Source organism: Arthrobacter sp. TMS2-4 (genome assembly GCF_054511075.1).
Window position 1 is genome coordinate 1 of sequence record NZ_JBTNDI010000016.1, and the last position, 18,652, is coordinate 18,652.

Consider the following 18,652-nt stretch of genomic DNA (forward strand, 5'->3'; position numbering starts at 1 on the left):
GGGTGAGGGGAGGGAAAGGCGGGGTGGGACCTACCGGGGGGGGGCAGACACCTCCCCCCCCCCCCCCCCCCCCGCACGACGGTGGATCCTGCCGATCGTTCGCCCGTGCACGACGGCATCCCTTAACCTGAAGTGGTGTCCTCCTCCGTCGAAGCCCTTGCCAATCTGCCCCTGCGGGACGACCTCGTCGGGCTGCACCCGTACGGCGCCCCGCAGCTGGATGTTCCCATCCTCCTCAACGTCAACGAGAACACCCACGGCGTGCCGGCCGACGTGCACGCGGCCATCGTGGAGGCGGTCGCGACGGCGACCCGGGGCCTCAACCGCTACCCCGACCGCGAATTCACCGAACTGCGGAAGAATCTCGCGAACTACCTCGGGCACGGGCTGACGCCGGAGCAGCTGTGGGCCGCCAACGGCTCCAACGAAGTGCTCCAGCAGGTTCTCCAGGCCTTCGGGGGCCCCGGACGCACGGCCGTCGGCTTCCCGCCGACCTATTCGATGTACCCGCTGCTCGCGAGCGGGACGGGCACGCGCTACGTCACGGCCCCCCGGGGTGCCGACTACACCATGACGCCGGAGGACACGGCCCATGCGGTCCGCGCATCGGGGGCGAACATCGTGTTCCTGTGCTCGCCGAACAATCCGACCGGCACGGCGCTCGGCCTCGATGTCGTCGAGGCGGCCTACGAGGCCGGCGAGGATGCGCGCGCGATCATCATCGTGGACGAGGCCTACGGCGAGTTCGCGCACGAGGGCACCGCGAGCGCCCTCACCCTTCTTCCGGGCCGCCCGCGCCTGCTCGTGTCACGGACCATGAGCAAGGCCTTCGCCCTGGCCGGGGCGAGGCTCGGCTACCTCGCGGCCGCGCCGGAGATCACCGACGCCCTGCGGCTCGTCCGGCTGCCGTACCACCTCTCCGCCGTCACCCAAGCGGTCGCGAACGCGGCCCTCACGCACGCGGACACGCTTCTGGCGAACGTCGAGGCGATCAAGGTGCAGCGGGACCGCATCGTGCGGGAGCTCGAGGCGCTCGGGCTCTCGCCGGCCCCCTCGGATTCGAACTTCGTCCTCTTCTCGGGCCTCGAGGATCCGCACCGCGTCTGGCAGGGCCTCCTCGCCGCGGGCGTCCTTGTCCGCGATGTCGGCATCCCCGGTTCCCTGAGGGTCACCGCGGGCACGGAGGACGAGACGACGGCGTTCCTGAGGGCGCTGGCAGCGCTGCTCTGACCCCCGACCGCCGGCCTGCCGAGGGCGCCGGGGACGGGTCCGACGGATCTTGCGCCGCCCGGGCGCATCGCCCATCATGACTCGCATGGATCGTCCGATCTTCGATGAGGCGCAGTCGTTCTTCGCCCGACTGGAGGCGGACAACACGCGCGAGTTCTGGGCCCGCCAGCGCAAGCTGTACGACGTCGGCATCCGGCCCGTCTTCACCGCCGTGTGCGCGGCCCTGACGGTCTTCTCGGACTGGCGGATCTACCGCCCCCACAACGACGTCCGTTTCCGTGCGGACAGCCCGCCGTACAAGACCTTCATCGGCGCCGTCGCGGAGCGACCGGACGGGGTGGGTGCGTTCCTCCGCGTGAGCAGCCTCGGCCTGCTGGTCGCCACCGGCCTGCCGTTCCCCGCAGCGGACCAGCTCGCCGCCTTCAGGGCCGCGGTGGCCGACGACGTCTCGGGAGCGGCCCTGATCGCCGCGGTCGGCGCAGTCACCACCAGGGGCATGATGGTCCGCCCCGGGCGTGCGGAACCGCTCAAGCGCGTTCCGCGGGGCTACCCGGCAGGCCATCCCCGCGCCGATCTGCTCCGATGGAAGGGCCTCGAGGTCAACCACCGCGTGCGCCGGCCCGCATGGGTGGACGTCGACTCCGCCGCGTCAGCCATCGACGAGCTCCTGCGCGAACCCGCGCCGCTGCACGAGTGGCTCGCCACCTACGTGGGACCATCCGCACTCACCGCGGAGCAGCGGTTCGGCCCGCGTCGCGGCATCGGAGCGCACTGACGTGAACCTGCCGGGCGCGTACATCTAGAATTGAAGGGCAGGACCGCCGGGTGGCTCGCGCCGTCCGTCCTGGTCCACGTCCATCCGCGCCTGAAGAACGCGCACAGAAGGAAGATGCTATGACTGTTGATGCCGCCCGCGGCCGTACGGCCCGTATAGAGCGCGTCACGAGCGAGTCCAAGGTCCTCGTGGAGCTCGACCTCGACGGCACCGGGGCGTCGTCGATCGACACCACCGTGCCGTTCTACGACCACATGCTCACCGCGCTGTCGAAGCATTCGCTCATCGATTTGACCATCGCATCCTCCGGGGACACGCACATCGACGTCCACCACACGGTGGAGGACACGGCCATCGCGATCGGAGAGGCCCTGCGCATCGCCCTCGGCACGAAGGCCGGCATCCGGCGCTTCGGCGAGGCGACCGTCCCGCTCGACGAGGCGCTCGCCAATGCCGTCGTCGACATCTCCGGGCGTCCGTTCCTCGTGCACGGCGGGGAACCCGCAGGCCAGGAGTACCACCTCATCGGTGGGCACTTCACGGGGTCGCTCACGCGCCACGTGTTCGAGGCGATCGCCCTGCACGCCCAGATCTGCCTCCACGTCACCGTTCTCGGCGGGCGCGATCCGCACCATATCGTGGAAGCCCAGTTCAAGGCCCTGGCCCGCGCCCTCCGCGCAGCGGTCGAACCGGACCCCCGGGTCGAGGGGATCCCCTCCACGAAGGGAGCGCTATGAGCGCGCGCACCGTCACGGTCCTCGATTACGGATCCGGCAACGTCCGTTCCGTGGTGCGCGCCCTCGAGCACGTGGGTGCCGACGTCGTCCTCAGTGCCAAGCCCGACGACGTCCTGAACGCCGACGGCCTGCTCGTCCCCGGTGTCGGTGCGTTCGCCGCCGTCATGAAGGGCCTGAAGGACGTCGACGCCCTGCGGATGATCGGGCGTCGGGTCGCGGGCGGCCGTCCCGTGCTGGGAATCTGCGTGGGCCTGCAGGTGCTGTTCGACGAGGGCGTGGAGCACGGCGTGCGCACGCCCGGGATGGGTGAGTGGCCGGGCACCGTCGAGCGGCTCAAGGCCGACGTCGTGCCGCACATGGGCTGGAACACCGTGGAGCCGCCGGAGGACACCGTCCTGTTCGACGGCCTCGCCGACGAGCGGTTCTACTTCGTGCACTCCTACGGGGTGCAGGACTGGTCCTTCGACGTCACCCAGCCCGCCATGAAGCCGCCGCAGGTCACCTGGTCCGACCACGGCGGACGGTTCATCGCCGCCGTCGAGAACGGACCGCTCAGCGCCACCCAGTTCCACCCCGAGAAGTCCGGTGATGCGGGAGCCCAGCTCCTGCGCAACTGGATCGACGGTCTGCGCTGATCCGGTGGTGAACCGATGCTGAGCCTCGTGCTCATGGGCGTCGCCGGCCTCCTCATCGGCGGCGCCTTCTCCCTGCGCGGCCAGGACTTCCCGCGCTGGGTCTGGATCGCGTTCCTCGTCCTCGCCGGCCTGGCGCTCCTGGCCGCCTACCTGTTCACGCTGCCCGGCTGACCCCGCCCCGCACCCATCCAACCTCCCCGCGGCCCCGCCGCCCGTACGAAAGCAGACCATGAGCCCCTTCACCGAATCGCCCACCCTCGAGCTCCTTCCCGCCGTCGACGTCGCCGACGGTCAGGCCGTCCGTCTGGTCCAGGGCGAGGCGGGCAGCGAGACCGGCTACGGCGATCCGGTGGACGCCGCCCGCGCCTGGCAGGACGCCGGCGCCGAGTGGGTGCACCTCGTGGATCTCGACGCCGCCTTCGGCCGCGGGTCCAACAGGGAGCTGCTCGAGCGCGTCGTCAGGGACCTCGAGATCAAGGTGGAGCTCTCCGGTGGGATCCGCAACGACGCGTCGCTGGAGGCCGCGCTCGAGCTGGGAGCGACGCGCGTCAATCTCGGCACCGCGGCGCTCGAGGACCCCGAGTGGACGGAGCGGGTGATCGCCCGGTACGGGGACGCCATCGCCGTCGGGCTCGACGTCCGGGGGACCACGCTCGCGGCGCGCGGCTGGACCGAGGAGGGCGGCGACCTGTGGGAGGTCCTCCAGCGCCTGGAGGATGCCGGCTGCGCGCGCTACGTCGTGACGGACGTGACGAAGGACGGCACGCTCAAGGGCCCGAACCTCGCCCTCCTGAGGGACGTGCTCGCGAAGACCTCGCGTCCCGTCGTCGCCTCGGGCGGCATCTCCAGTCTCGATGACATCGCCGCCCTCCGCGACCTCGTGCCCCTCGGGCTCGAGGGCGCGATCGTCGGCAAGGCCCTCTACGCCGGGGCCTTCACCCTGCCGCAGGCCCTGGACGTGGCAGGGCTGCCCGCCTCGGACGCGTGAGCGGCCGGCAGCTCCCGGCCCACATCGCCGCGGCTCTCGCCGGCAACACGACCGACTCCGCCGGGCAGCCGTGGGCGGGCCGCGACCTGACCGGTCCGGAGAATCCACTGCACGCCTTCGACGACGACGACGGCGCGGCCGATCCCGGTCTCGTCGCGTCGCTGGCAGGGCTCCTGGGCTCCGCCGGCCGGCCGGGCGATGCCGAGCGCGCCGTGTTCGGTGCCCTCACCACGGCCCGGGTGTTCATCCCGATCGTCGCCCGGCTCAGCGAACAGGCGGAGGCCGCCACCGGGCTGCACGCCGACAAGGAAGCCGAGATGGCGCTCGTCACCCTCGCGGCACCGGACGGCCGGAAGGCCCTCCCGGTCTTCTCCTCGACCGCGGCGTTGGCCCGCTGGCACCGCGAGGCGCGGCCCGTCGCGGCGTACGCGTCGCGGGCAGCCCTCGCGGCCGCCGCCGAGGATGCGCAGCTGATGGTGCTCGACCCGGGGGCCGACCTCACGTTCGTCCTGCGTCGCCCGGCCATGTGGTCCCTGGCGCAGCAGGTCCCGTGGACGCCGTCCTACGAGGACCCCGTACTGGCGTCGCTCGTCGAGAAGGCGGCCGGCCAGGAGAAGGACATCCTCGCGGTGGGCCTGCGCCCGGCGGGCGGGGTGCTGACGCGGACGGCCACCGGTAGCATTGCCTCCGGTGGGGGGCCGGGCCCCGAACTCCGGATGGATCTCCAGCTCCGCCCGGGGCTGTCGCCCGAGGGGGTGCGCGACGCCGTCGCGTCCTTCCGCGGGAAGCTCCTGGAGCTCACCGGCTTCGTGGACCGCGTCGACTCGCTCGACATCAAACTCACCCGCTGACGGGGTCGTCGGCCAGAAAGACGGAACGTGAACTTCGCCGTATACCGGGACCTGCTGCGCATCCGCTCCGTCCGGAGGCTGCTCCTCGTCGGGATGATCGCCCGCTTCCCGCATTCGGCCGCCGGAGTGCTGCTCACCCTGCACGTGGTCCAGACCCTCGATCGTGGCTACGCGGAAGCCGGCGCCGTCGCCGCCGTCGTCACGATCGGTATCGCCGTCGGTGCGCCATGGCGCGGCCGGCGGATCGACAGCGCAGGACTGCGCCGCGCACTCGTCCCCTCCATCGTCGCGGAGGCCGTCATCTGGTCCGTGGCGCCGCACCTGTCCTACCAGTGGCTGCTCGTCGCGGCGCTGGTCGGCGGTCTCTTCACCCTGCCCGCCTTCTCCGTGATCCGCCAGGCGCTCGGCGTGCTCGTGGACGGGGACCGGCGGCGTACCGCCTTCACGCTCGACGCCATCACCACCGAGGTCGTCTTCATGGCCGGTCCCGCGGTAGGCGTGGTGCTGGCCACCCAGGTGTCCACGGTGCTCGGCCTGACCCTGGTGGGGATCGCCACCGCCTCGGCGGGCCTGTTCCTCATGTGGTTCAACCCTCCGACGCGGTCCGATCAGCTGCCGGACGCCGTCACGGTCGCCGCCTCCGCGCCGGCCGGCATCAACGAGGCCGCGGCCGACCTCATCGGCGCCGGGGACGCCGGCCCGCAGGCGCGCCGCTCTGCCTCGACGCTGCGCAGGGGAGTGCGCCGGGTACTTCCCTGGCTGACCGTCCCGCTGGTCATGGTCATGGTCACAGCCGCCGGTGCCGGGCTCCTCCTCTCGGGATCCGAGGTGGGCATCGTCGCCGCGCTCGAGCAGACGGGGAACGAGAGCCAGCTCGGTCTCGTGTTCGTGGCGTGGTGCGCCGCGTCGGTGGTCGGCGGTCTCGTCTACGGCGCCCTGCACCGGCCGATCCCTCCGTCGCTCCTGCTGCTGGGCATGGCCGTACTGACGCTCCCCATGGGGTTCGCCGAGACCACGCTGTCCCTGGCCCTGCTGTCGATCCCGGCCGGCCTGCTCTGCGCGCCCGTCCTCTCCGCCGCCTCCGAGAAGGTCGCGGACCTCGTGGCCGAGGACCGGCGCGGCGAGGCGATGGGCTGGTACGGTTCCGCGCTGACCTCCGGCGTCGCTCTCGGAGCGCCGGTCGCAGGGCTCCTCATCGATGCCGTCGGCCCCTGGGGCGGCTTCACCGCGGTGAGTGTGGTCGGGGCGATCATCGGGGTCGCCGGTTTCCTGGCACGCGACCTGGGCAGCCGGACGACGACGCCGGCCACCGCCGACGCCACCCGCTAGCCGGGCGGCGCGCGCATGCCCCACAACGCGGACGGCCCGCACCCGGGTGGGTGCGGGCCGTCCCGGACCTGGCAGCCGGGGGAGGGGTCAGTTGACGGGACCCGTGTACTTCTCGCCGGGCCCCTGCCCGGGTGCATCCGGGATGATCGAGGCCTCACGGAAGGCAAGCTGTAGCGAGCGGAGCCCGTCACGCAACGGCCCTGCGTGCTGCGAGCCGATCTCGGGAGCTGCCGCCGTGACGAAGCCGGCCAGCGCGGTGATCAGCTTCCGGGCCTCGTCGAGGTCCTTGAGCTGCTCGGCGTTCTCCTCGTGGCCGAGGCCGCACTTGACGGCAGCAGCGCTCATGAGATGCACCGCCGAGGTCACGATGACTTCCACCGCGGCGACCTCGGAGATGTCCCGCATCTGCTGGCGGACGCCCTGCTCGGCCTCGGCCGACGCATCGAAGCCGTGGTCCTGCTCCTCGGAGAAGCTGCGGCGCGAGGTGGCAGCTGCTGCGTCGGGGGGCGTGTGCTGCGGGTTGTCGTGTGGCGTGTTCATACTGGTAAGCTTGGCATAGACCAACCGGTCGCTGTTAGCCGCTGTGCTCTTCGCGCAGGCTGACGTGCCGGTATGCAAGCGGAGTCCTCTCCCACCCGCGTTTGCCTGGTGCGACCTCAGGTCGCATTGCAGGTAGCCGGGTTCCTGGTCGGTCCTGGCGGTGATCGCGCAGGGAGCTCAGGCTCCCACCGATCGTCGATGACCGGTCGTCGAGGCCTCCGATTGCGCATGCGATGGGAGGCCTTCTTTCGTCTGCAGGCGGTTTTCAGCTCGAGAATCCCCAGGAGTCACACATTAGCGAGCCAAGAATCAATGATCGTATCCGCGTTCCCGAGGTGCGGTTGGTCGGACCTGCCGGCGAACAGGTAGGAATCGTCCGTATCGAGGACGCACTCCGACTTGCCGCCGAATCCGACCTGGATCTTGTCGAGGTAGCACCGCAGGCGAAGCCCCCGGTTGCCAAGCTCATGGATTTTGGTAAGTACAAGTACGAAGCGGCCGTCAAGGCCCGCGAGGCGCGGAAGAACCAGACCAACACGGTCCTGAAGGAGATCCGCTTCCGCCTCAAGATCGATACGCACGACTACGAGACCAAGCGCGGGCATGCCATGCGCTTCCTCGGCGCCGGCGACAAGGTCAAGGCCATGATCCAGTTCCGCGGACGTGAGCAGCAGCGACCCGAGATGGGCATCCGCCTGCTGCAGAAGTTCGCGGACGACGTGGCCGAGGTCGGCATCGTCGAGTCCTCGCCGCGCATCGACGGACGCAACATGGTCATGGTGATCGGTCCCACGAAGAACAAGGCCGAGGCCAAGGCGGAGGCCCGCCGGGAGACCCAGCGTGCCGAGGCGAAGGCCGCCAACGAGGTCGCGAAGTCCGGTGGCGAGCCCAAGCGGGTCGACACCTCCGGGTCCAGCGGTGCGCCGCTGACGCAGTCCCTCGCGGACCTGCTGCCCGAGGGTTACGAGATCCGGAGCGAGCCGGAGCCGGCGAAGGCTCCCGCGCAGGAAGCCCCCGAGGCTCCCGCGCAGGAGGCTGCTCCGGCGGCCACCGAGGCTGCGCCCGTCCAGGCCGCACCTGCCCGCCAGGCCGCACCTGCCCGTCAGGCACCGCGTTCCACCTCGTCGGCACCGCGGTCGACGTCGTCGAGGCCGGCGGCCGAACGGCCCGCGCCCAGCCGCTCCTCCGCCCCGGCGGCCAGGACCGGGGACGCCCCCCCGGCAGCCGCACCGGAGCCGGCGCTAGCGCCGAAGCCGGCCGTGGCCGCCAAGCCCATGGCCATGCCGAAGCCCGGAGCGCCCAGGCCGCCGGCAACCCCCAAGCCCGCCGGACGGACGGCTCCTCCCAAGAGCCCGACCAGCCGCCCCAAGCCCGGAAGCACGGACTAGGGCCGCGGCCCTGTCCCTTCGGACACGACACACCAGCAGGCACCCCCGGGTGCCGAACTCCGGGTGCATCCGCCCCGGCTATCCAAAGGAGATCGGTTCCCATGCCGAAGATGAAGACCCACAGTGGCGCCAAGAAGCGCTTCAAGCTCACCGGTAGCGGCAAGCTCAAGCGCCAGCAGGCCAACCGCCGCCATTACCTCGAGCACAAGTCCTCGACCGTGACGCGGCGTCTCGCCGGCGACAAGATCGTCTCGAAGGCCGACACCAAGACCATCAAGAAGATGCTCGGCGTCTAACCACCAATCCACCCCCTCCCGGGAAAGCGTCGGCACCCACGGTGCCGCGCTCACGGCTCGGCCGTGACCGGAGAAGAACTGAAGGAGTACGCACGTGGCACGTGTGAAGCGGGCAGTCAATGCCCACAAGAAGCGTCGGGTCATCCTCGAGCGCGCCAAGGGTTACCGCGGCCAGCGCTCGCGCCTGTACCGCAAGGCGAAGGAGCAGCTGCTCCACTCGTTCGTCTACAGCTACGGCGACCGCCGCAAGCGCAAGGGTGACTTCCGTCGCCTCTGGATCCAGCGCATCAACGCTGCCTCCCGCGCCAACGGCCTGACCTACAACCGCCTGATCCAGGGCCTCAAGGCCGCCGACATCCAGGTGGACCGCCGCATGCTCGCCGACCTCGCCGTCACCGACGGCGCAGCGTTCGCGGCCCTCGTGCAGATCGCCAAGGACGCCCTCCCGGCGGACACCTCGGCGCCGCTCAAGGCCTCGGCCTAGGCGCATCGGCTGCTGCGGGCCGTCGAACCCGCGCACCGGACGACGATGACTGTGAACGGACGCCCCCAGGCGCCACTGATGACCAACACCCATGCTGACCGGGTGAAGGAGGTGGCACGCCTGGCCGGGCGTCCGTCGCGTTTAAGGCGGCGGGAGTTCCTGGCCGAAGGCCCCCAGGCGGTCCGGGAGGCGCTGCGCCTGCATCTCACCCGTCACGCTGCAGGGCAGGACGGCGTCGTCGTCGATGTGTACGCGACCGCCGACGCGCTCGACCGGCACAGCGACATCGCGCACCTCTCCGGGCAGGACGGCGCGCCCGCCGTGCGACTCGTGACCGCCGACGTCCTCGCCGCCATGTCGTCGACCGTCACCCCCCAGGGCTTCGTCGCGGTGTGCCGGTTCGTCGACGTCCCGCTCGCCGACGTCCTCTCCACCACGCCACGCCTCGTCGCCGTCCTCGTGGAGGTGCGGGACCCCGGGAATGCCGGCACCATCATCCGCGCAGCGGACTCCGCGGGCGCCGACGCGGTCATCCTGACCGGCGCCAGCGTCGACCCCTACAACCCCAAGACGGTACGCTCCACCGTCGGCTCGCTGTTCCACCTCCCGCTCGTTCTCGGCGTCGAGCTCGCCGGGCTCATGGACGCGCTGAGGGACGCCGGGATGACCGTCCTCGCGGCCGACGGCTATGGAAGCACCAGCCTCGACGACCTGCAGGATGCCAGCGCCCGGCGACGGTTCGCGGTCGATGCGCCGCAGGACCGGGCGGACGCCGCTCCTGTACGCCTCGAGGAACCCGGAGCCTGGCTGTTCGGCAACGAGGCCCAGGGGCTGCCATCCGAGGTCACCGCCGCAGCCGATGCGCGGGTCGCGGTGCCCATCTACGGCAGTGCGGAATCCCTCAACGTCGGGACCGCCGCCACCGTCTGCCTGTACGCCTCAGCCCGCGCGCAGCGGCTCCGCTGAGTCGCTCTGCTCCGTCTGGTCCGTCGGCTCGGTTGCTCCGGGATCGGTGCCTCCCGAACGATCCTGCGTGCCGCGCCTGTCCATCCTGCCGCTGACCAGGGCGACGCCGAGCCCCAGGACCGCGAGCACCGCGCCGACGAGGGCGGGCGCGGTGAAGCCCCACCCGGCCGTGATGACGGCGCCGCCGAGGGCCGCGCCGAGCGCGTTGGCGGTGTTCAGCGACGAGTGGTTCATCGAGGAGGCCAGCGACGGCGCTCCCGGCGAGACGTCCAGCAGGCGGGCTGTCAGGGGCGGGATGAGCGCCGATCCGCTCGTGCCGACCAGGAAGACGAAGAGGCAGGCCGTCCAGGGAACGGTCGCCGCGAGCGGGAACAGCAGCAGCACCACCGCGATGGCCACCATGACGCCGTAGATGCTGCCCATGATGGACCTGTCCGCGAGACGTCCGCCCAGAATGTTGCCGGCCACCATGCCCATTCCGTACAGCGCGACGACGAGGGGCAGCACCGAGGCGTCGAGGCCGGCCACCTCCGTCATGGTCGGGGAGATGTACGAGTAGACGGCGAAGAACCCGCCGAAACCGACGATGCCGACGAGCAGTGTCATCCACAGCTGCGGGCGGCGCAGGGCGCCCAGCTCCGTGCGGATGCTCGCGCCCGGCCGCACGGGGATGTCCGGGACGAAAGCGCGGATCAGCACCAGCGTCGTCGCCCCGATCAGTCCGACGAGCAGGAACATCGAGCGCCAGCCGAACTGCTGGCCCAGCCAGGTCGCGAACGGGACGCCCACCACGTTGGCGATGCTGAGTCCCAGCATCACCATGGCGATCGCGCGCCCCCGCCGCGCGGGATCCGCGAGGGACGCGGCGATGACGGCGGCGACGCCGAAGTACGCCCCGTGGGGGAGGCCGGACAGGAACCGTGACGCGAGCATCCAGCCGAAGCCGGACGCGAAGAAGGACGACAGGTTGGCCAGCGTGATGAGGCCCATGAGCCCCAGGGCGACGGCGCGCTGGGGTTTCTTCGCGCCGAGGGTCGCGAGGACCGGAGCGCCCACCACGACCCCGAGCGCGTAGGCGGAGATGACGTGCCCGCCCTGCGCGTAGTCCACGCCGAGATCCGCCCGCATCTCCTCCAGCAGACCCATGATGGTGAACTCGGTGGTGCCGATCGCGAAGCCGCCCACCGCGAGCGCGCCGATGGCGAGGAGGAGCGGGCGGCCGGTCAGCCGGTTCGACGTCGACGGGCGAGCGGAAGCGGTCATGGGTGTCCTTGCGGCTGGATCTGGGGAACGGGAGGATCGGCCGCCGGACTGCTCCGAGGTGGGGAGTGGGACGGCGACACGGACGCCGTCGTCCCATCCAGCCTAGGCGACGACAGGGTGCCGCCCCGAAATGCAAACTGCCCGGCGCCCGGCCGCGCGATTTGTGCTGCGCTCGTCGGCAGGTTCAGGGTGGTGGGGCGATCGTCGACGTGACCGACGACTCGACACCGATCGATGGGAGAGAATCATGGGCTGGACGCCGAATGCCGACCACCTGCCGCAGAGCGAGCATCTGCGGGACGACATCAACCTGCCGCAGGAGCCGGACGCGGGGAGCGCAGCGGAGTTCTCGGAGGAGACCTATACGTCCACCGAGCTCAATGCCGGGCAGCAGGTGCCCGGGGTGAGTCCGCACGGGGAGTACCGACGCGGGGACGATCCGGACCGCCGTACGGCCCCGCCGGCAGACGGGATCGGATCCGCCGAGGAGAGCTGAGCCTTCCTCCCGGACGGTGCCGCGGTCCGGCGTGCCTGCCGTCATCGATAGACTCGGCGGGTGACGCAACCACCTCCGCACCAGCTCCTCCAGATCGTGGGGGCGGCCGTCGTCGACTCCCTCGCGCATCCCACCCGCCTGCTCGTCGCCCGACGGTCCGCGCCGCCACAGTTCGCCGGGATGTGGGAATTCCCCGGCGGGAAGGTGGAGGCGGGGGAGCGCTGCGAGGACGCCCTCCTGCGGGAGCTCGAGGAGGAGCTCGGCGTCACCGCACGGCTCGGTCCGGAGATCACCGGGCCCGGACCCCAGGGGTGGCCGCTCAACGAGCGGGCCGCGATGCGGGTCTGGCTGGCCGAGGTCACTGTCGGTGAGGCGCAGCCGCTGCAGGACCACGACGATGTGCGGTGGTTGCCGCTGAACCCGCCCGGGGAGCTCGAGGCACTGCCCTGGATCCCCGCCGATCGGCCCATCCTGACCGCGCTGCGGTCGGCCGTCGCTTCCCGCGCCGTCTCCTGACGGGCGTCCTCTCAGAAGAGCGATGCCTGCACGGCACCAGGGGCCGAGGCGGTCGGAACGACGGCGTCCGCGCCGAGGGGTCCCGCCGCCGACAGGTTGCGGAAGAACCCGGCGCCCGCCACGAGGCCGTGCCTGCGGCGAAAGATCCGGATTCTCCCGGAGAGCCAGTCCCGGTATTCCTTCGACGCGTAGCTGCCGCCGCGGTAGAGCTCCTCGTACCGCGGGACGAGGAGCGGGTGGTGCGCGGCGAGCCACTGCAGGAACCATTCGCGGGAGCCGGGCCGCAGGTGCAGTGGGCCCGCGGTCACGCCCGTGGCTCCGGCACCGGCCAGGGCTCCGAACAGCTGGTCGAGCGATTCGTCGCCGTCGGTGAGCCAGGGGAGGATCGGCATCGCCATGACCCCGCACGGCAGCCCGGCCTCGCGGAGCCGGGAGATGAGGGCGAGCCGCGCCTTCGGGGCAGGTGTGCCGGGTTCGATGGCCTCGGCGAGCACCGGATCCACCAGCGCGAGGGAGATCCCCATGCCCACGCCGACCGACTGCGACGCCGCCTTGAGGAGGGGGACGTCGCGGGCGAGCAGGGTGCCCTTGGTCAGGATGGAGAAGGGGGTCCCCGAGTCCGCGAGCGCGGAGATGATGCCCGGCATGAGCCGGTAGCGTCCCTCGGCCCGCTGGTACGGATCGGTGTTGGTGCCCAGGGCCACGTGCTCGCGCGTCCAGGATGCCTTGCCCAGCTCGCGGGCGAGCACCTCGGCGGCGTTGATCTTGACGACGAGCTGCGCGTCGAAGTCGAGCCCCGTGTCCAGGTTCAGATAGCTGTGCGTCTTCCGGGCGAAGCAGTACACGCAGGCGTGGGAGCAGCCGCGGAACGGGTTGATGGTCCAGGAGAAGGGCATCGACGACGTGGGCGGAACCCGGTTGAGGACCGACTTCGCAGCGACCTCGTGGAAGGTGATCCCAGCGAAGTCCGGCGTTCGCACTGTTCGGACGAGCCCGGCGAGCGGCAGCAGCGGAGGTGCTGTGGGCGCGTCGTCGTCGCCGGTGATCTTCTGCCCTTCCCATCGCATGGATCTATTAGAACATGCGTACTAATATTCCGTCACTGTGCTCTGCGGGCGTCTAGGCTGGATGCATGATCCTGCTGACCGGCTTCGAACCCTTCGGGGGAGAATCGACCAATCCGTCCTGGCTCGCAGCGCAGCGTGCCGCCGACCTGCTGACGGCGCAGGGCCGGGAGGCGGTGGCGGTCGAGGTGCCGTGCGTCTTCGGCCGGAGCATCGAGGTGCTGGAGGACGCCCTCGCGCAGTTCGAGCCGGTGATCGTCCTGTGCGTCGGGCAGGCCGGCGGACGGGGGAGCGTTTCGCTGGAACGCGTGGCCATCAACGTCGACGACGCCCGCATCCCCGACAACGCCGGCAACCAGCCCATTGACGAACCCGTCGTCGCGTCCGGCCCGGCTGCGTACTTCAGCACCCTGCCGGTCAAGGCCTGCCGGGAGGCCGTCGCCGGGCTGGGCATCCCGGTGGAGGTGTCGCAGACCGCGGGCACCTATGTGTGCAACCACCTCTTCTACGGGCTCATGGACCTGCTGGAGGACCGGCGGGGCACCCGTGGTGGGTTCGTCCACGTGCCCTTCTCCCCTGAGCAGGGTGCCGCCCACGGCCGGCCGGGCCTCGCCGTCGAGGCGATGGCCGAGGCCCTCGCACTGATCGCGGTGACGACGGCGGAGACCGCCGTCGACGCGCGGGTCACCGCAGGCGCGGAGCACTGACCGGCGTCACCGGCCGGAGCGAGAACCGACCCGGCCCGACCGGGCCGTGGCCCTGACCGACGCCGCGACCGACGCCGCGAGCGGACGCACGGGCCGCTCACGGTAGCCGCCCGCGGAGAGTCCGGCCCCGCGCTCGAAGAGGTTGCGTGAGGCGGGGTCCCCGGTGCGCAGGAGCGAATAGCCCGCCGCGACGAGATACGCCGGGAGGAACGGCAGACCGAGGCACGCCGCGTACTGGCGAGTGTGGCGCGCCTCGTGCTCGAGGAGCCGGAGGAACCCCCGCGACGGGGCCTGGGGTGCGGTGCCCCGCAGCAGCACCACGCTGCCCACGGTGAAGGCCCGCGCCTTCGGCAGGCGACGACGGTAGCCCTCCGCGAGCAGGACGCCGTACGGCCCGGCCGAGACGCGGCAGCCGGACAGGGCGGCGACGGCGAGGCCGCACGGCGTCGACAGGTTGACCCAGTTGAGGAACGGCACGAGCCTCCGGTTCATGCCGCCATCGTAGAGGCTGTTGCTCCATCGCTGAACCCGTCGCCTAGACTTGAGACGCCGGTGCGCCCCGCTGCGTCCCGGCGTTTTCCTGTCCACGGCATGGCCCGCCCCAGCGCACGGCCTGCCGCTCGTCCCGAGAGTGCAAGGTACGCAACCCCATGGCCGAAATCCCAGAGCACGCCGGGCCCGCCGGCCGCGATGCCCAGGTCCCCGATCCGCTGGATGCCGGGTCGGTGGCCTCCGCTGTCGACGCCGCGCTCGCCGACATCGCGGCCGCGGCCGACCTCGACGGGCTCAAAGCGGTCCGGATCGCGCACACCGGTGAGAAGTCGCCCCTGAGCCTCGCCAATCGGGGCATCGGTGCCCTGCCCAAGGACCAGAAATCGGCGGCCGGCAAGAACATCGGCCCGGCCCGCGGACGGATCAACCAGGCGCTCGCCGCCCGCACGGTCGAGCTCGAGGCCGAGCGCGACGCGCGGATCCTCGTCGAGGAGGCCGTGGACGTCACAGCCGCCCCCCGCCGCCGTCGGGCCGGTGCCCGGCACCCGCTGTCCACCCTGCAGGAGCGCGTCATCGACGTCTTCGTCGGCATGGGCTGGGAGATCGCCGAAGGACCCGAGCTCGAGTCCGAGTGGTTCAACTTCGACGCCCTGAACTTCAAGCCCGACCACCCGGCACGCGAGATGCAGGACACGTTCTTCGTCGAGCCGCCCGAGGCGCACCTCGTGCTGCGCACCCACACCTCGCCGGTCCAGGTCCGCTCGATGCTCGAGCGCGACCTGCCGATCTACGTCCTGTGCCCGGGCAAGGTGTTCCGCACGGACGAGCTCGACGCCACCCACACCCCGGTCTTCCACCAGTTCGAGGGCCTCGCCATCGACAAGGGGCTCACCATGGCGGATCTCGTGGGCACGCTCGAGCACTTCACGCAGCAGCTCTTCGGCGACGACGCCAAGGTGCGCCTGCGCCCCAACTTCTTCCCCTTCACGGAGCCGAGCGCGGAGCTCGACATCTGGCACCCCGGCGCCAAGGGCGGCCCGCGCTGGATCGAGTGGGGCGGCTGCGGCATGGTCAACCCCAACGTGCTGCGTGCCACCGGCATCGACCCCGAGGTCTACTCCGGGTTCGCCTTCGGCATGGGGATCGAGCGGGCACTCATGTTCCGCAACGAGGTCATCGACATGCGGGACATGATCGAGGGCGACGTACGTTTCAGCGAACACTTCGGGATGGAGATCTAGGTGAGAATCCCACTGTCCTGGCTGCGCGAGTACGCAGCCGTGCCTGCGGATGCAACCGCGGAAGACGTGATGGCCGACCTGGTGAAGGTGGGCCTGGAGGAAGAGGACGTCCACCGTCCCACCGACGAGCTGACGGGTCCGATCGTCGTCGGCCAGGTCCTCAGCATCGCCAAGGAACCACAGTCCAACGGCAAGACCATCAACTGGTGCGAGGTCCGTGTGGCGCCCGAGGGCGCCGGGCAGACCCTCACAGGGGACGGCATCGACCCCTCCGGCGTGCAGGGCATCGTGTGCGGCGCCCACAACTTCGTCGAGGGTGACAAGGTGGTCGTCACCCTGCCCGGCGCGGTGCTGCCGGGCGACTTCCGCATCAGCCCCCGCAAGACCTACGGTCACGTGTCCGCCGGCATGATCGCCTCCGTCCGCGAACTCGGCATCGGCGACGACCACGACGGTATCCTCGTGCTGTCGACCCTGGGGCTCGACCCCGAGGTCGGCACCGATGCCCTCGAGCTCCTCGGCCTGTACGACCAGGCCGCGGAGATCAACGTGACCCCCGACCGCGGGTACTGCTTCTCCATCCGCGGTGCCGCCCGCGAGTACGCGCACGCCACCGGGACGGCCTTCACCGACCCGGCGGCCGCCGTCGTCGTCCCGCCGGCCGCGGCCGGGGGCTACCCGGTGCGGCTGGAGGACGCGGCTCCCGTCTACGGCACGCCCGGCTGCGACCGGTTCGTGGCGCGCACGGTCCGCGGGGTCGACCCCACGCGCCCGACGCCGCCGTGGATGTCCGCGCGGCTGCGCCTCGCCGGCATCCGCTCCATCTCGCTCGTCGTCGACATCTCCAACTACGTGATGCTCGAGCTCGGCCAGCCACTCCACTTCTACGACCTCGACACGCTCTCCGGCGACATCGTGGTCCGCCGTGCTGCGGCGGGGGAGACGCTGCGGACGCTCGACGACAAGGAGCGCACGCTCGACGTCGAGGACCTCCTCATCACCGATGCCTCGGGCCCCATCGGCATCGCCGGCGTCATGGGCGGCGCCGCCACGGAGGTCTCGGCGGGCACCGACAGCGTGCTCATCGAGGCCGCCCACTTCGACCCCGTCAGCATCGGCCGGTCCCGGCGTCGTCACCGGCTGCCGTCCGAGGCATCCAAGCGCTTCGAGCGCGGCGTGGACTGGAGCGTCGCGGACGTCGCCGCGCAGCGCGCCGTCGACCTCCTTCTGGAGTTCGCCGGAGGAACGGTCGACGACGCCGTCACCGACGTCGGGCAGGCACCGGACCCGCGGGTCATCGACCTGGCCGCCGACTTCCCGGCACGCCTGATCGGACGCGAGTTCACCGACGAGGAGATCCGGGGCACGCTCACGGACCTCGGCGCGACGGTCGAGGAGATCGACGGCGGCTACCGCGTCACCGCGCCGAGCTGGCGCAGCGACCTCGAGACGCGTGAGGACCTGACCGAGGAGATCATCCGGCTCGTCGGCTACGACACCATCCCGTCGTCCCTGCCCGTCGCGCCGCCCGGGCGCGGCCTGACGCGCGTGCAGCAGCAGCGCCGGCGGCTCCTGAATTCCCTCGCGGCGGCGGGGCTCACGGAAGTGCTCTCCTACCCGTTCGTCAGCGAGGCGTCGAACACCGTGTTCGGCACACCCGCCGAGGGCGTGGCACCGGCGTCGGTGAGGCTCGCGAACCCGCTCAGCGCCGAACTGGGCTTCCTGCGCCGGTCGATCCTGCCCGGCCTCGTGGAGCTGGCGAAGCGGAACCACTCGCGTGGCTTCCGCGACCTGGCCCTGTTCGAGGCGGGGTCGGTCTTCCTGCCCGACGGCGCCCTCGGCTCCGAGTCCATCCCACCGCTGGGCATCAGGCCCGACGACGCCGTCCTCGACGGGCTGTACGCCGGGATCCCGCACCAGCCGCTGGTCGTGGCCGCGCTCTTCACGGGCCATGAGGCGGCACCGTCGGCCGGTGTCGCCCCGCGCGCCTGGGACTGGGCCGACGCCGTCGACGTCGTCCAGCTGATGGCGCAGGTCACCGGTGTCGACGTCGTCGTCCGGCAGGGCAGCCACCAGGCGTTCCATCCCGGGCGCACGGCGGAGTTCTCGCTGCGCAGCGGCGAGGTGCTGGGTTACGCCGGCGAACTGCATCCGAAACTGATCGCCGCGCAGGACCTCCCCGCGCGCACGGTCGCCCTGGAGATCACGGCGGACCTGCTCTTCGAGGCCGCCGCCGACGTGATCGTCGCCCGCTCGCTGTCCACGTACCCGCCGGCCACCCAGGACGTCGCGCTCGTCGTCGGGTCCTCAGTGGTCGCGGGCGAGGTGCTCGAAACCCTGCGCGAGGGTGCCGGAGCGCTCCTCGAGGATGTCAGCCTGTTCGACGTCTACACGGGACAGGGCATCCCGGAGGGGCGGAAATCCCTCGCCTTCGCCCTGCGTTTCCGCGCTCCGGACCGGACGCTGACGGCGGACGAGGCCAGTGCGGCTCGTGACGCCGCGGTGGCCCTGGCGGCCGAGCGGTACGGTGCCGTGCAGCGCTGATCGCTGCTGCATGTCGACTGGCGGAAGGCCCGCTCCCTGCGTGGGTGTGGGCCTTCCTGGTTCCGGGGTCGATCGCCCGTGGTTCCCTATCGGTCCGCGAGTGCAGCACG

At 71.3% G+C, this 18,652-nt stretch carries 21 protein-coding genes; 17 read left to right on the forward strand and 4 right to left on the reverse strand.

Annotated features, from left to right (window positions below):
• The first annotated feature begins 135 nt into the window (after window positions 1–135).
• The 8 genes from ACX80F_RS15370 (at window position 136) to ACX80F_RS15405 (ending at window position 6,545) form a co-directional block, all read left to right on the forward strand.
• Window positions 136–1,230 carry a histidinol-phosphate transaminase gene (locus ACX80F_RS15370; RefSeq protein ID WP_459337269.1) on the forward strand — a complete coding sequence of 365 codons (1,095 nt, stop codon included), beginning with the start codon at window positions 136–138 and terminating at the stop codon, window positions 1,228–1,230.
• Window positions 1,231–1,315: 85 nt separating this feature from the next.
• On the forward strand, window positions 1,316–2,005 hold the full coding sequence (locus tag ACX80F_RS15375) for a DUF2461 family protein (RefSeq protein WP_459337270.1): 690 nt from the start codon (window positions 1,316–1,318) through the stop codon (window positions 2,003–2,005).
• A 119-nt stretch (window positions 2,006–2,124) separates the two neighbouring features.
• Window positions 2,125–2,742 (forward strand): imidazoleglycerol-phosphate dehydratase HisB, encoded by a 618-nt coding sequence (hisB, locus tag ACX80F_RS15380; RefSeq protein ID WP_459337271.1) that lies wholly within the window; start codon window positions 2,125–2,127, stop codon window positions 2,740–2,742.
• Entirely contained in the window at window positions 2,739–3,377 is a 639-nt protein-coding gene (hisH, locus tag ACX80F_RS15385; RefSeq protein ID WP_459337272.1) for an imidazole glycerol phosphate synthase subunit HisH, read from the forward strand. The genes hisB and hisH overlap by 4 nt, the downstream gene beginning before the upstream one ends.
• Before the next feature lie 15 nt (window positions 3,378–3,392).
• The gene (locus tag ACX80F_RS15390) at window positions 3,393–3,548 is read left to right on the forward strand and encodes a hypothetical protein (RefSeq protein WP_459337273.1); all 156 of its coding nucleotides are present in this window, start codon (window positions 3,393–3,395) and stop codon (window positions 3,546–3,548) included.
• Between the two features lie 58 nt (window positions 3,549–3,606).
• Window positions 3,607–4,365 (forward strand): bifunctional 1-(5-phosphoribosyl)-5-((5-phosphoribosylamino)methylideneamino)imidazole-4-carboxamide isomerase/phosphoribosylanthranilate isomerase PriA, encoded by a 759-nt coding sequence (priA, locus tag ACX80F_RS15395; RefSeq protein ID WP_459337274.1) that lies wholly within the window; start codon window positions 3,607–3,609, stop codon window positions 4,363–4,365.
• Window positions 4,362–5,216, forward strand: a complete 855-nt coding sequence (locus tag ACX80F_RS15400) for an SseB family protein (RefSeq protein WP_459337275.1) — start codon at window positions 4,362–4,364, stop codon at window positions 5,214–5,216. The genes priA and ACX80F_RS15400 overlap by 4 nt, the downstream gene beginning before the upstream one ends.
• A gap of 27 nt (window positions 5,217–5,243) precedes the next feature.
• Complete coding sequence (locus tag ACX80F_RS15405) at window positions 5,244–6,545, forward strand: MFS transporter (RefSeq protein ID WP_459337276.1); 1,302 nt, start codon at window positions 5,244–5,246, stop codon at window positions 6,543–6,545.
• A gap of 87 nt (window positions 6,546–6,632) precedes the next feature.
• On the opposite strand, the gene ACX80F_RS15410 is transcribed toward ACX80F_RS15405, so the two are convergent.
• Window positions 6,633–6,950: a DUF1844 domain-containing protein gene (locus ACX80F_RS15410; protein WP_434992936.1), complete on the reverse strand. Its 318-nt coding sequence runs from the start codon at window positions 6,948–6,950 to the stop codon at window positions 6,633–6,635.
• Between the two features lie 470 nt (window positions 6,951–7,420).
• On the opposite strand from ACX80F_RS15410, the gene infC reads away from it, so the two are divergent.
• The 4 genes from infC to ACX80F_RS15430 all read left to right on the forward strand — a co-directional run bounded on the left by infC (window position 7,421) and on the right by ACX80F_RS15430 (window position 10,219).
• Window positions 7,421–8,473 carry a translation initiation factor IF-3 gene (gene infC, locus ACX80F_RS15415; RefSeq protein ID WP_459337277.1) on the forward strand — a complete coding sequence of 351 codons (1,053 nt, stop codon included), beginning with the start codon at window positions 7,421–7,423 and terminating at the stop codon, window positions 8,471–8,473.
• A 101-nt stretch (window positions 8,474–8,574) separates the two neighbouring features.
• A complete protein-coding gene (gene rpmI, locus ACX80F_RS15420) occupies window positions 8,575–8,769 on the forward strand; it encodes a 50S ribosomal protein L35 (protein ID WP_104120869.1) in 195 nt (64 codons plus the stop codon).
• Window positions 8,770–8,863: 94 nt separating this feature from the next.
• Window positions 8,864–9,253, forward strand: coding sequence for a 50S ribosomal protein L20 (rplT, locus tag ACX80F_RS15425; RefSeq protein ID WP_459337278.1), 390 nt, complete (start codon window positions 8,864–8,866; stop codon window positions 9,251–9,253).
• A 45-nt stretch (window positions 9,254–9,298) separates the two neighbouring features.
• The gene (locus ACX80F_RS15430; protein ID WP_459337279.1) at window positions 9,299–10,219 is read left to right on the forward strand and encodes a TrmH family RNA methyltransferase; all 921 of its coding nucleotides are present in this window, start codon (window positions 9,299–9,301) and stop codon (window positions 10,217–10,219) included.
• Here the strand turns inward: ACX80F_RS15430 and ACX80F_RS15435 are convergent.
• Complete coding sequence (locus ACX80F_RS15435) at window positions 10,193–11,482, reverse strand: MFS transporter (protein WP_459337280.1); 1,290 nt, start codon at window positions 11,480–11,482, stop codon at window positions 10,193–10,195. The genes ACX80F_RS15430 and ACX80F_RS15435 overlap by 27 nt on opposite strands.
• Window positions 11,483–11,729: 247 nt before the next feature.
• Here ACX80F_RS15435 and ACX80F_RS15440 point away from each other — a divergent pair, with 247 nt between their 5' ends.
• Complete coding sequence (locus ACX80F_RS15440; protein WP_459337281.1) at window positions 11,730–11,978, forward strand: hypothetical protein; 249 nt, start codon at window positions 11,730–11,732, stop codon at window positions 11,976–11,978.
• 60 nt (window positions 11,979–12,038) lie between these two features.
• On the forward strand, window positions 12,039–12,494 hold the full coding sequence (locus tag ACX80F_RS15445; RefSeq protein WP_459337282.1) for an NUDIX domain-containing protein: 456 nt from the start codon (window positions 12,039–12,041) through the stop codon (window positions 12,492–12,494).
• Window positions 12,495–12,505: 11 nt separating this feature from the next.
• Here ACX80F_RS15445 and ACX80F_RS15450 read toward each other — a convergent pair whose 3' ends face one another.
• Window positions 12,506–13,561, reverse strand: a complete 1,056-nt coding sequence (locus ACX80F_RS15450) for an Rv2578c family radical SAM protein (protein ID WP_459337283.1) — start codon at window positions 13,559–13,561, stop codon at window positions 12,506–12,508.
• A 65-nt stretch (window positions 13,562–13,626) separates the two neighbouring features.
• Between ACX80F_RS15450 and pcp the strand changes: the two genes are divergently transcribed.
• Entirely contained in the window at window positions 13,627–14,265 is a 639-nt protein-coding gene (pcp, locus tag ACX80F_RS15455) for a pyroglutamyl-peptidase I (RefSeq protein WP_459337284.1), read from the forward strand.
• 6 nt (window positions 14,266–14,271) lie between these two features.
• Here the strand turns inward: pcp and ACX80F_RS15460 are convergent, their stop codons facing one another.
• Window positions 14,272–14,757: an eCIS core domain-containing protein gene (locus ACX80F_RS15460; protein WP_459337285.1), complete on the reverse strand. Its 486-nt coding sequence runs from the start codon at window positions 14,755–14,757 to the stop codon at window positions 14,272–14,274.
• Between the two features lie 158 nt (window positions 14,758–14,915).
• Here ACX80F_RS15460 and pheS point away from each other — a divergent pair, with 158 nt between their 5' ends.
• Both pheS and pheT read left to right on the forward strand, forming a co-directional pair.
• Window positions 14,916–15,998 carry a phenylalanine--tRNA ligase subunit alpha gene (gene pheS, locus ACX80F_RS15465; RefSeq protein ID WP_459337286.1) on the forward strand — a complete coding sequence of 361 codons (1,083 nt, stop codon included), beginning with the start codon at window positions 14,916–14,918 and terminating at the stop codon, window positions 15,996–15,998.
• Window positions 15,999–18,542, forward strand: a complete 2,544-nt coding sequence (gene pheT / locus ACX80F_RS15470; protein ID WP_459337287.1) for a phenylalanine--tRNA ligase subunit beta — start codon at window positions 15,999–16,001, stop codon at window positions 18,540–18,542.
• The last annotated feature ends 110 nt before the right edge of the window (window positions 18,543–18,652 follow it).

Excerpts from the sequence above, each read along its gene's own strand:
- ACX80F_RS15375 (WP_459337270.1), top strand. The coding sequence starts at position 1,316 with ATGGATCGTCCGATCTTCGATGAGGCGCAGTCGTTCTTCGCCCGACTG.
- hisB (WP_459337271.1), top strand. The coding sequence starts at position 2,125 with ATGACTGTTGATGCCGCCCGCGGCCGTACGGCCCGTATAGAGCGCGTC.
- hisH (WP_459337272.1), top strand. The coding sequence starts at position 2,739 with ATGAGCGCGCGCACCGTCACGGTCCTCGATTACGGATCCGGCAACGTC.
- ACX80F_RS15390 (WP_459337273.1), top strand. The coding sequence starts at position 3,393 with ATGCTGAGCCTCGTGCTCATGGGCGTCGCCGGCCTCCTCATCGGCGGC.
- priA (WP_459337274.1), top strand. The coding sequence starts at position 3,607 with ATGAGCCCCTTCACCGAATCGCCCACCCTCGAGCTCCTTCCCGCCGTC.
- ACX80F_RS15410 (WP_434992936.1), bottom strand. The coding sequence starts at position 6,950 with ATGCGGGACATCTCCGAGGTCGCCGCGGTGGAAGTCATCGTGACCTCG.
- rpmI (WP_104120869.1), top strand. The coding sequence starts at position 8,575 with ATGCCGAAGATGAAGACCCACAGTGGCGCCAAGAAGCGCTTCAAGCTC.
- ACX80F_RS15430 (WP_459337279.1), top strand. The coding sequence starts at position 9,299 with ATGACTGTGAACGGACGCCCCCAGGCGCCACTGATGACCAACACCCAT.
- ACX80F_RS15435 (WP_459337280.1), bottom strand. The coding sequence starts at position 11,482 with ATGACCGCTTCCGCTCGCCCGTCGACGTCGAACCGGCTGACCGGCCGC.
- ACX80F_RS15440 (WP_459337281.1), top strand. The coding sequence starts at position 11,730 with ATGGGCTGGACGCCGAATGCCGACCACCTGCCGCAGAGCGAGCATCTG.
- ACX80F_RS15450 (WP_459337283.1), bottom strand. The coding sequence starts at position 13,561 with ATGCGATGGGAAGGGCAGAAGATCACCGGCGACGACGACGCGCCCACA.
- pcp (WP_459337284.1), top strand. The coding sequence starts at position 13,627 with ATGATCCTGCTGACCGGCTTCGAACCCTTCGGGGGAGAATCGACCAAT.
- ACX80F_RS15460 (WP_459337285.1), bottom strand. The coding sequence starts at position 14,757 with ATGAACCGGAGGCTCGTGCCGTTCCTCAACTGGGTCAACCTGTCGACG.
- pheS (WP_459337286.1), top strand. The coding sequence starts at position 14,916 with ATGGCCGAAATCCCAGAGCACGCCGGGCCCGCCGGCCGCGATGCCCAG.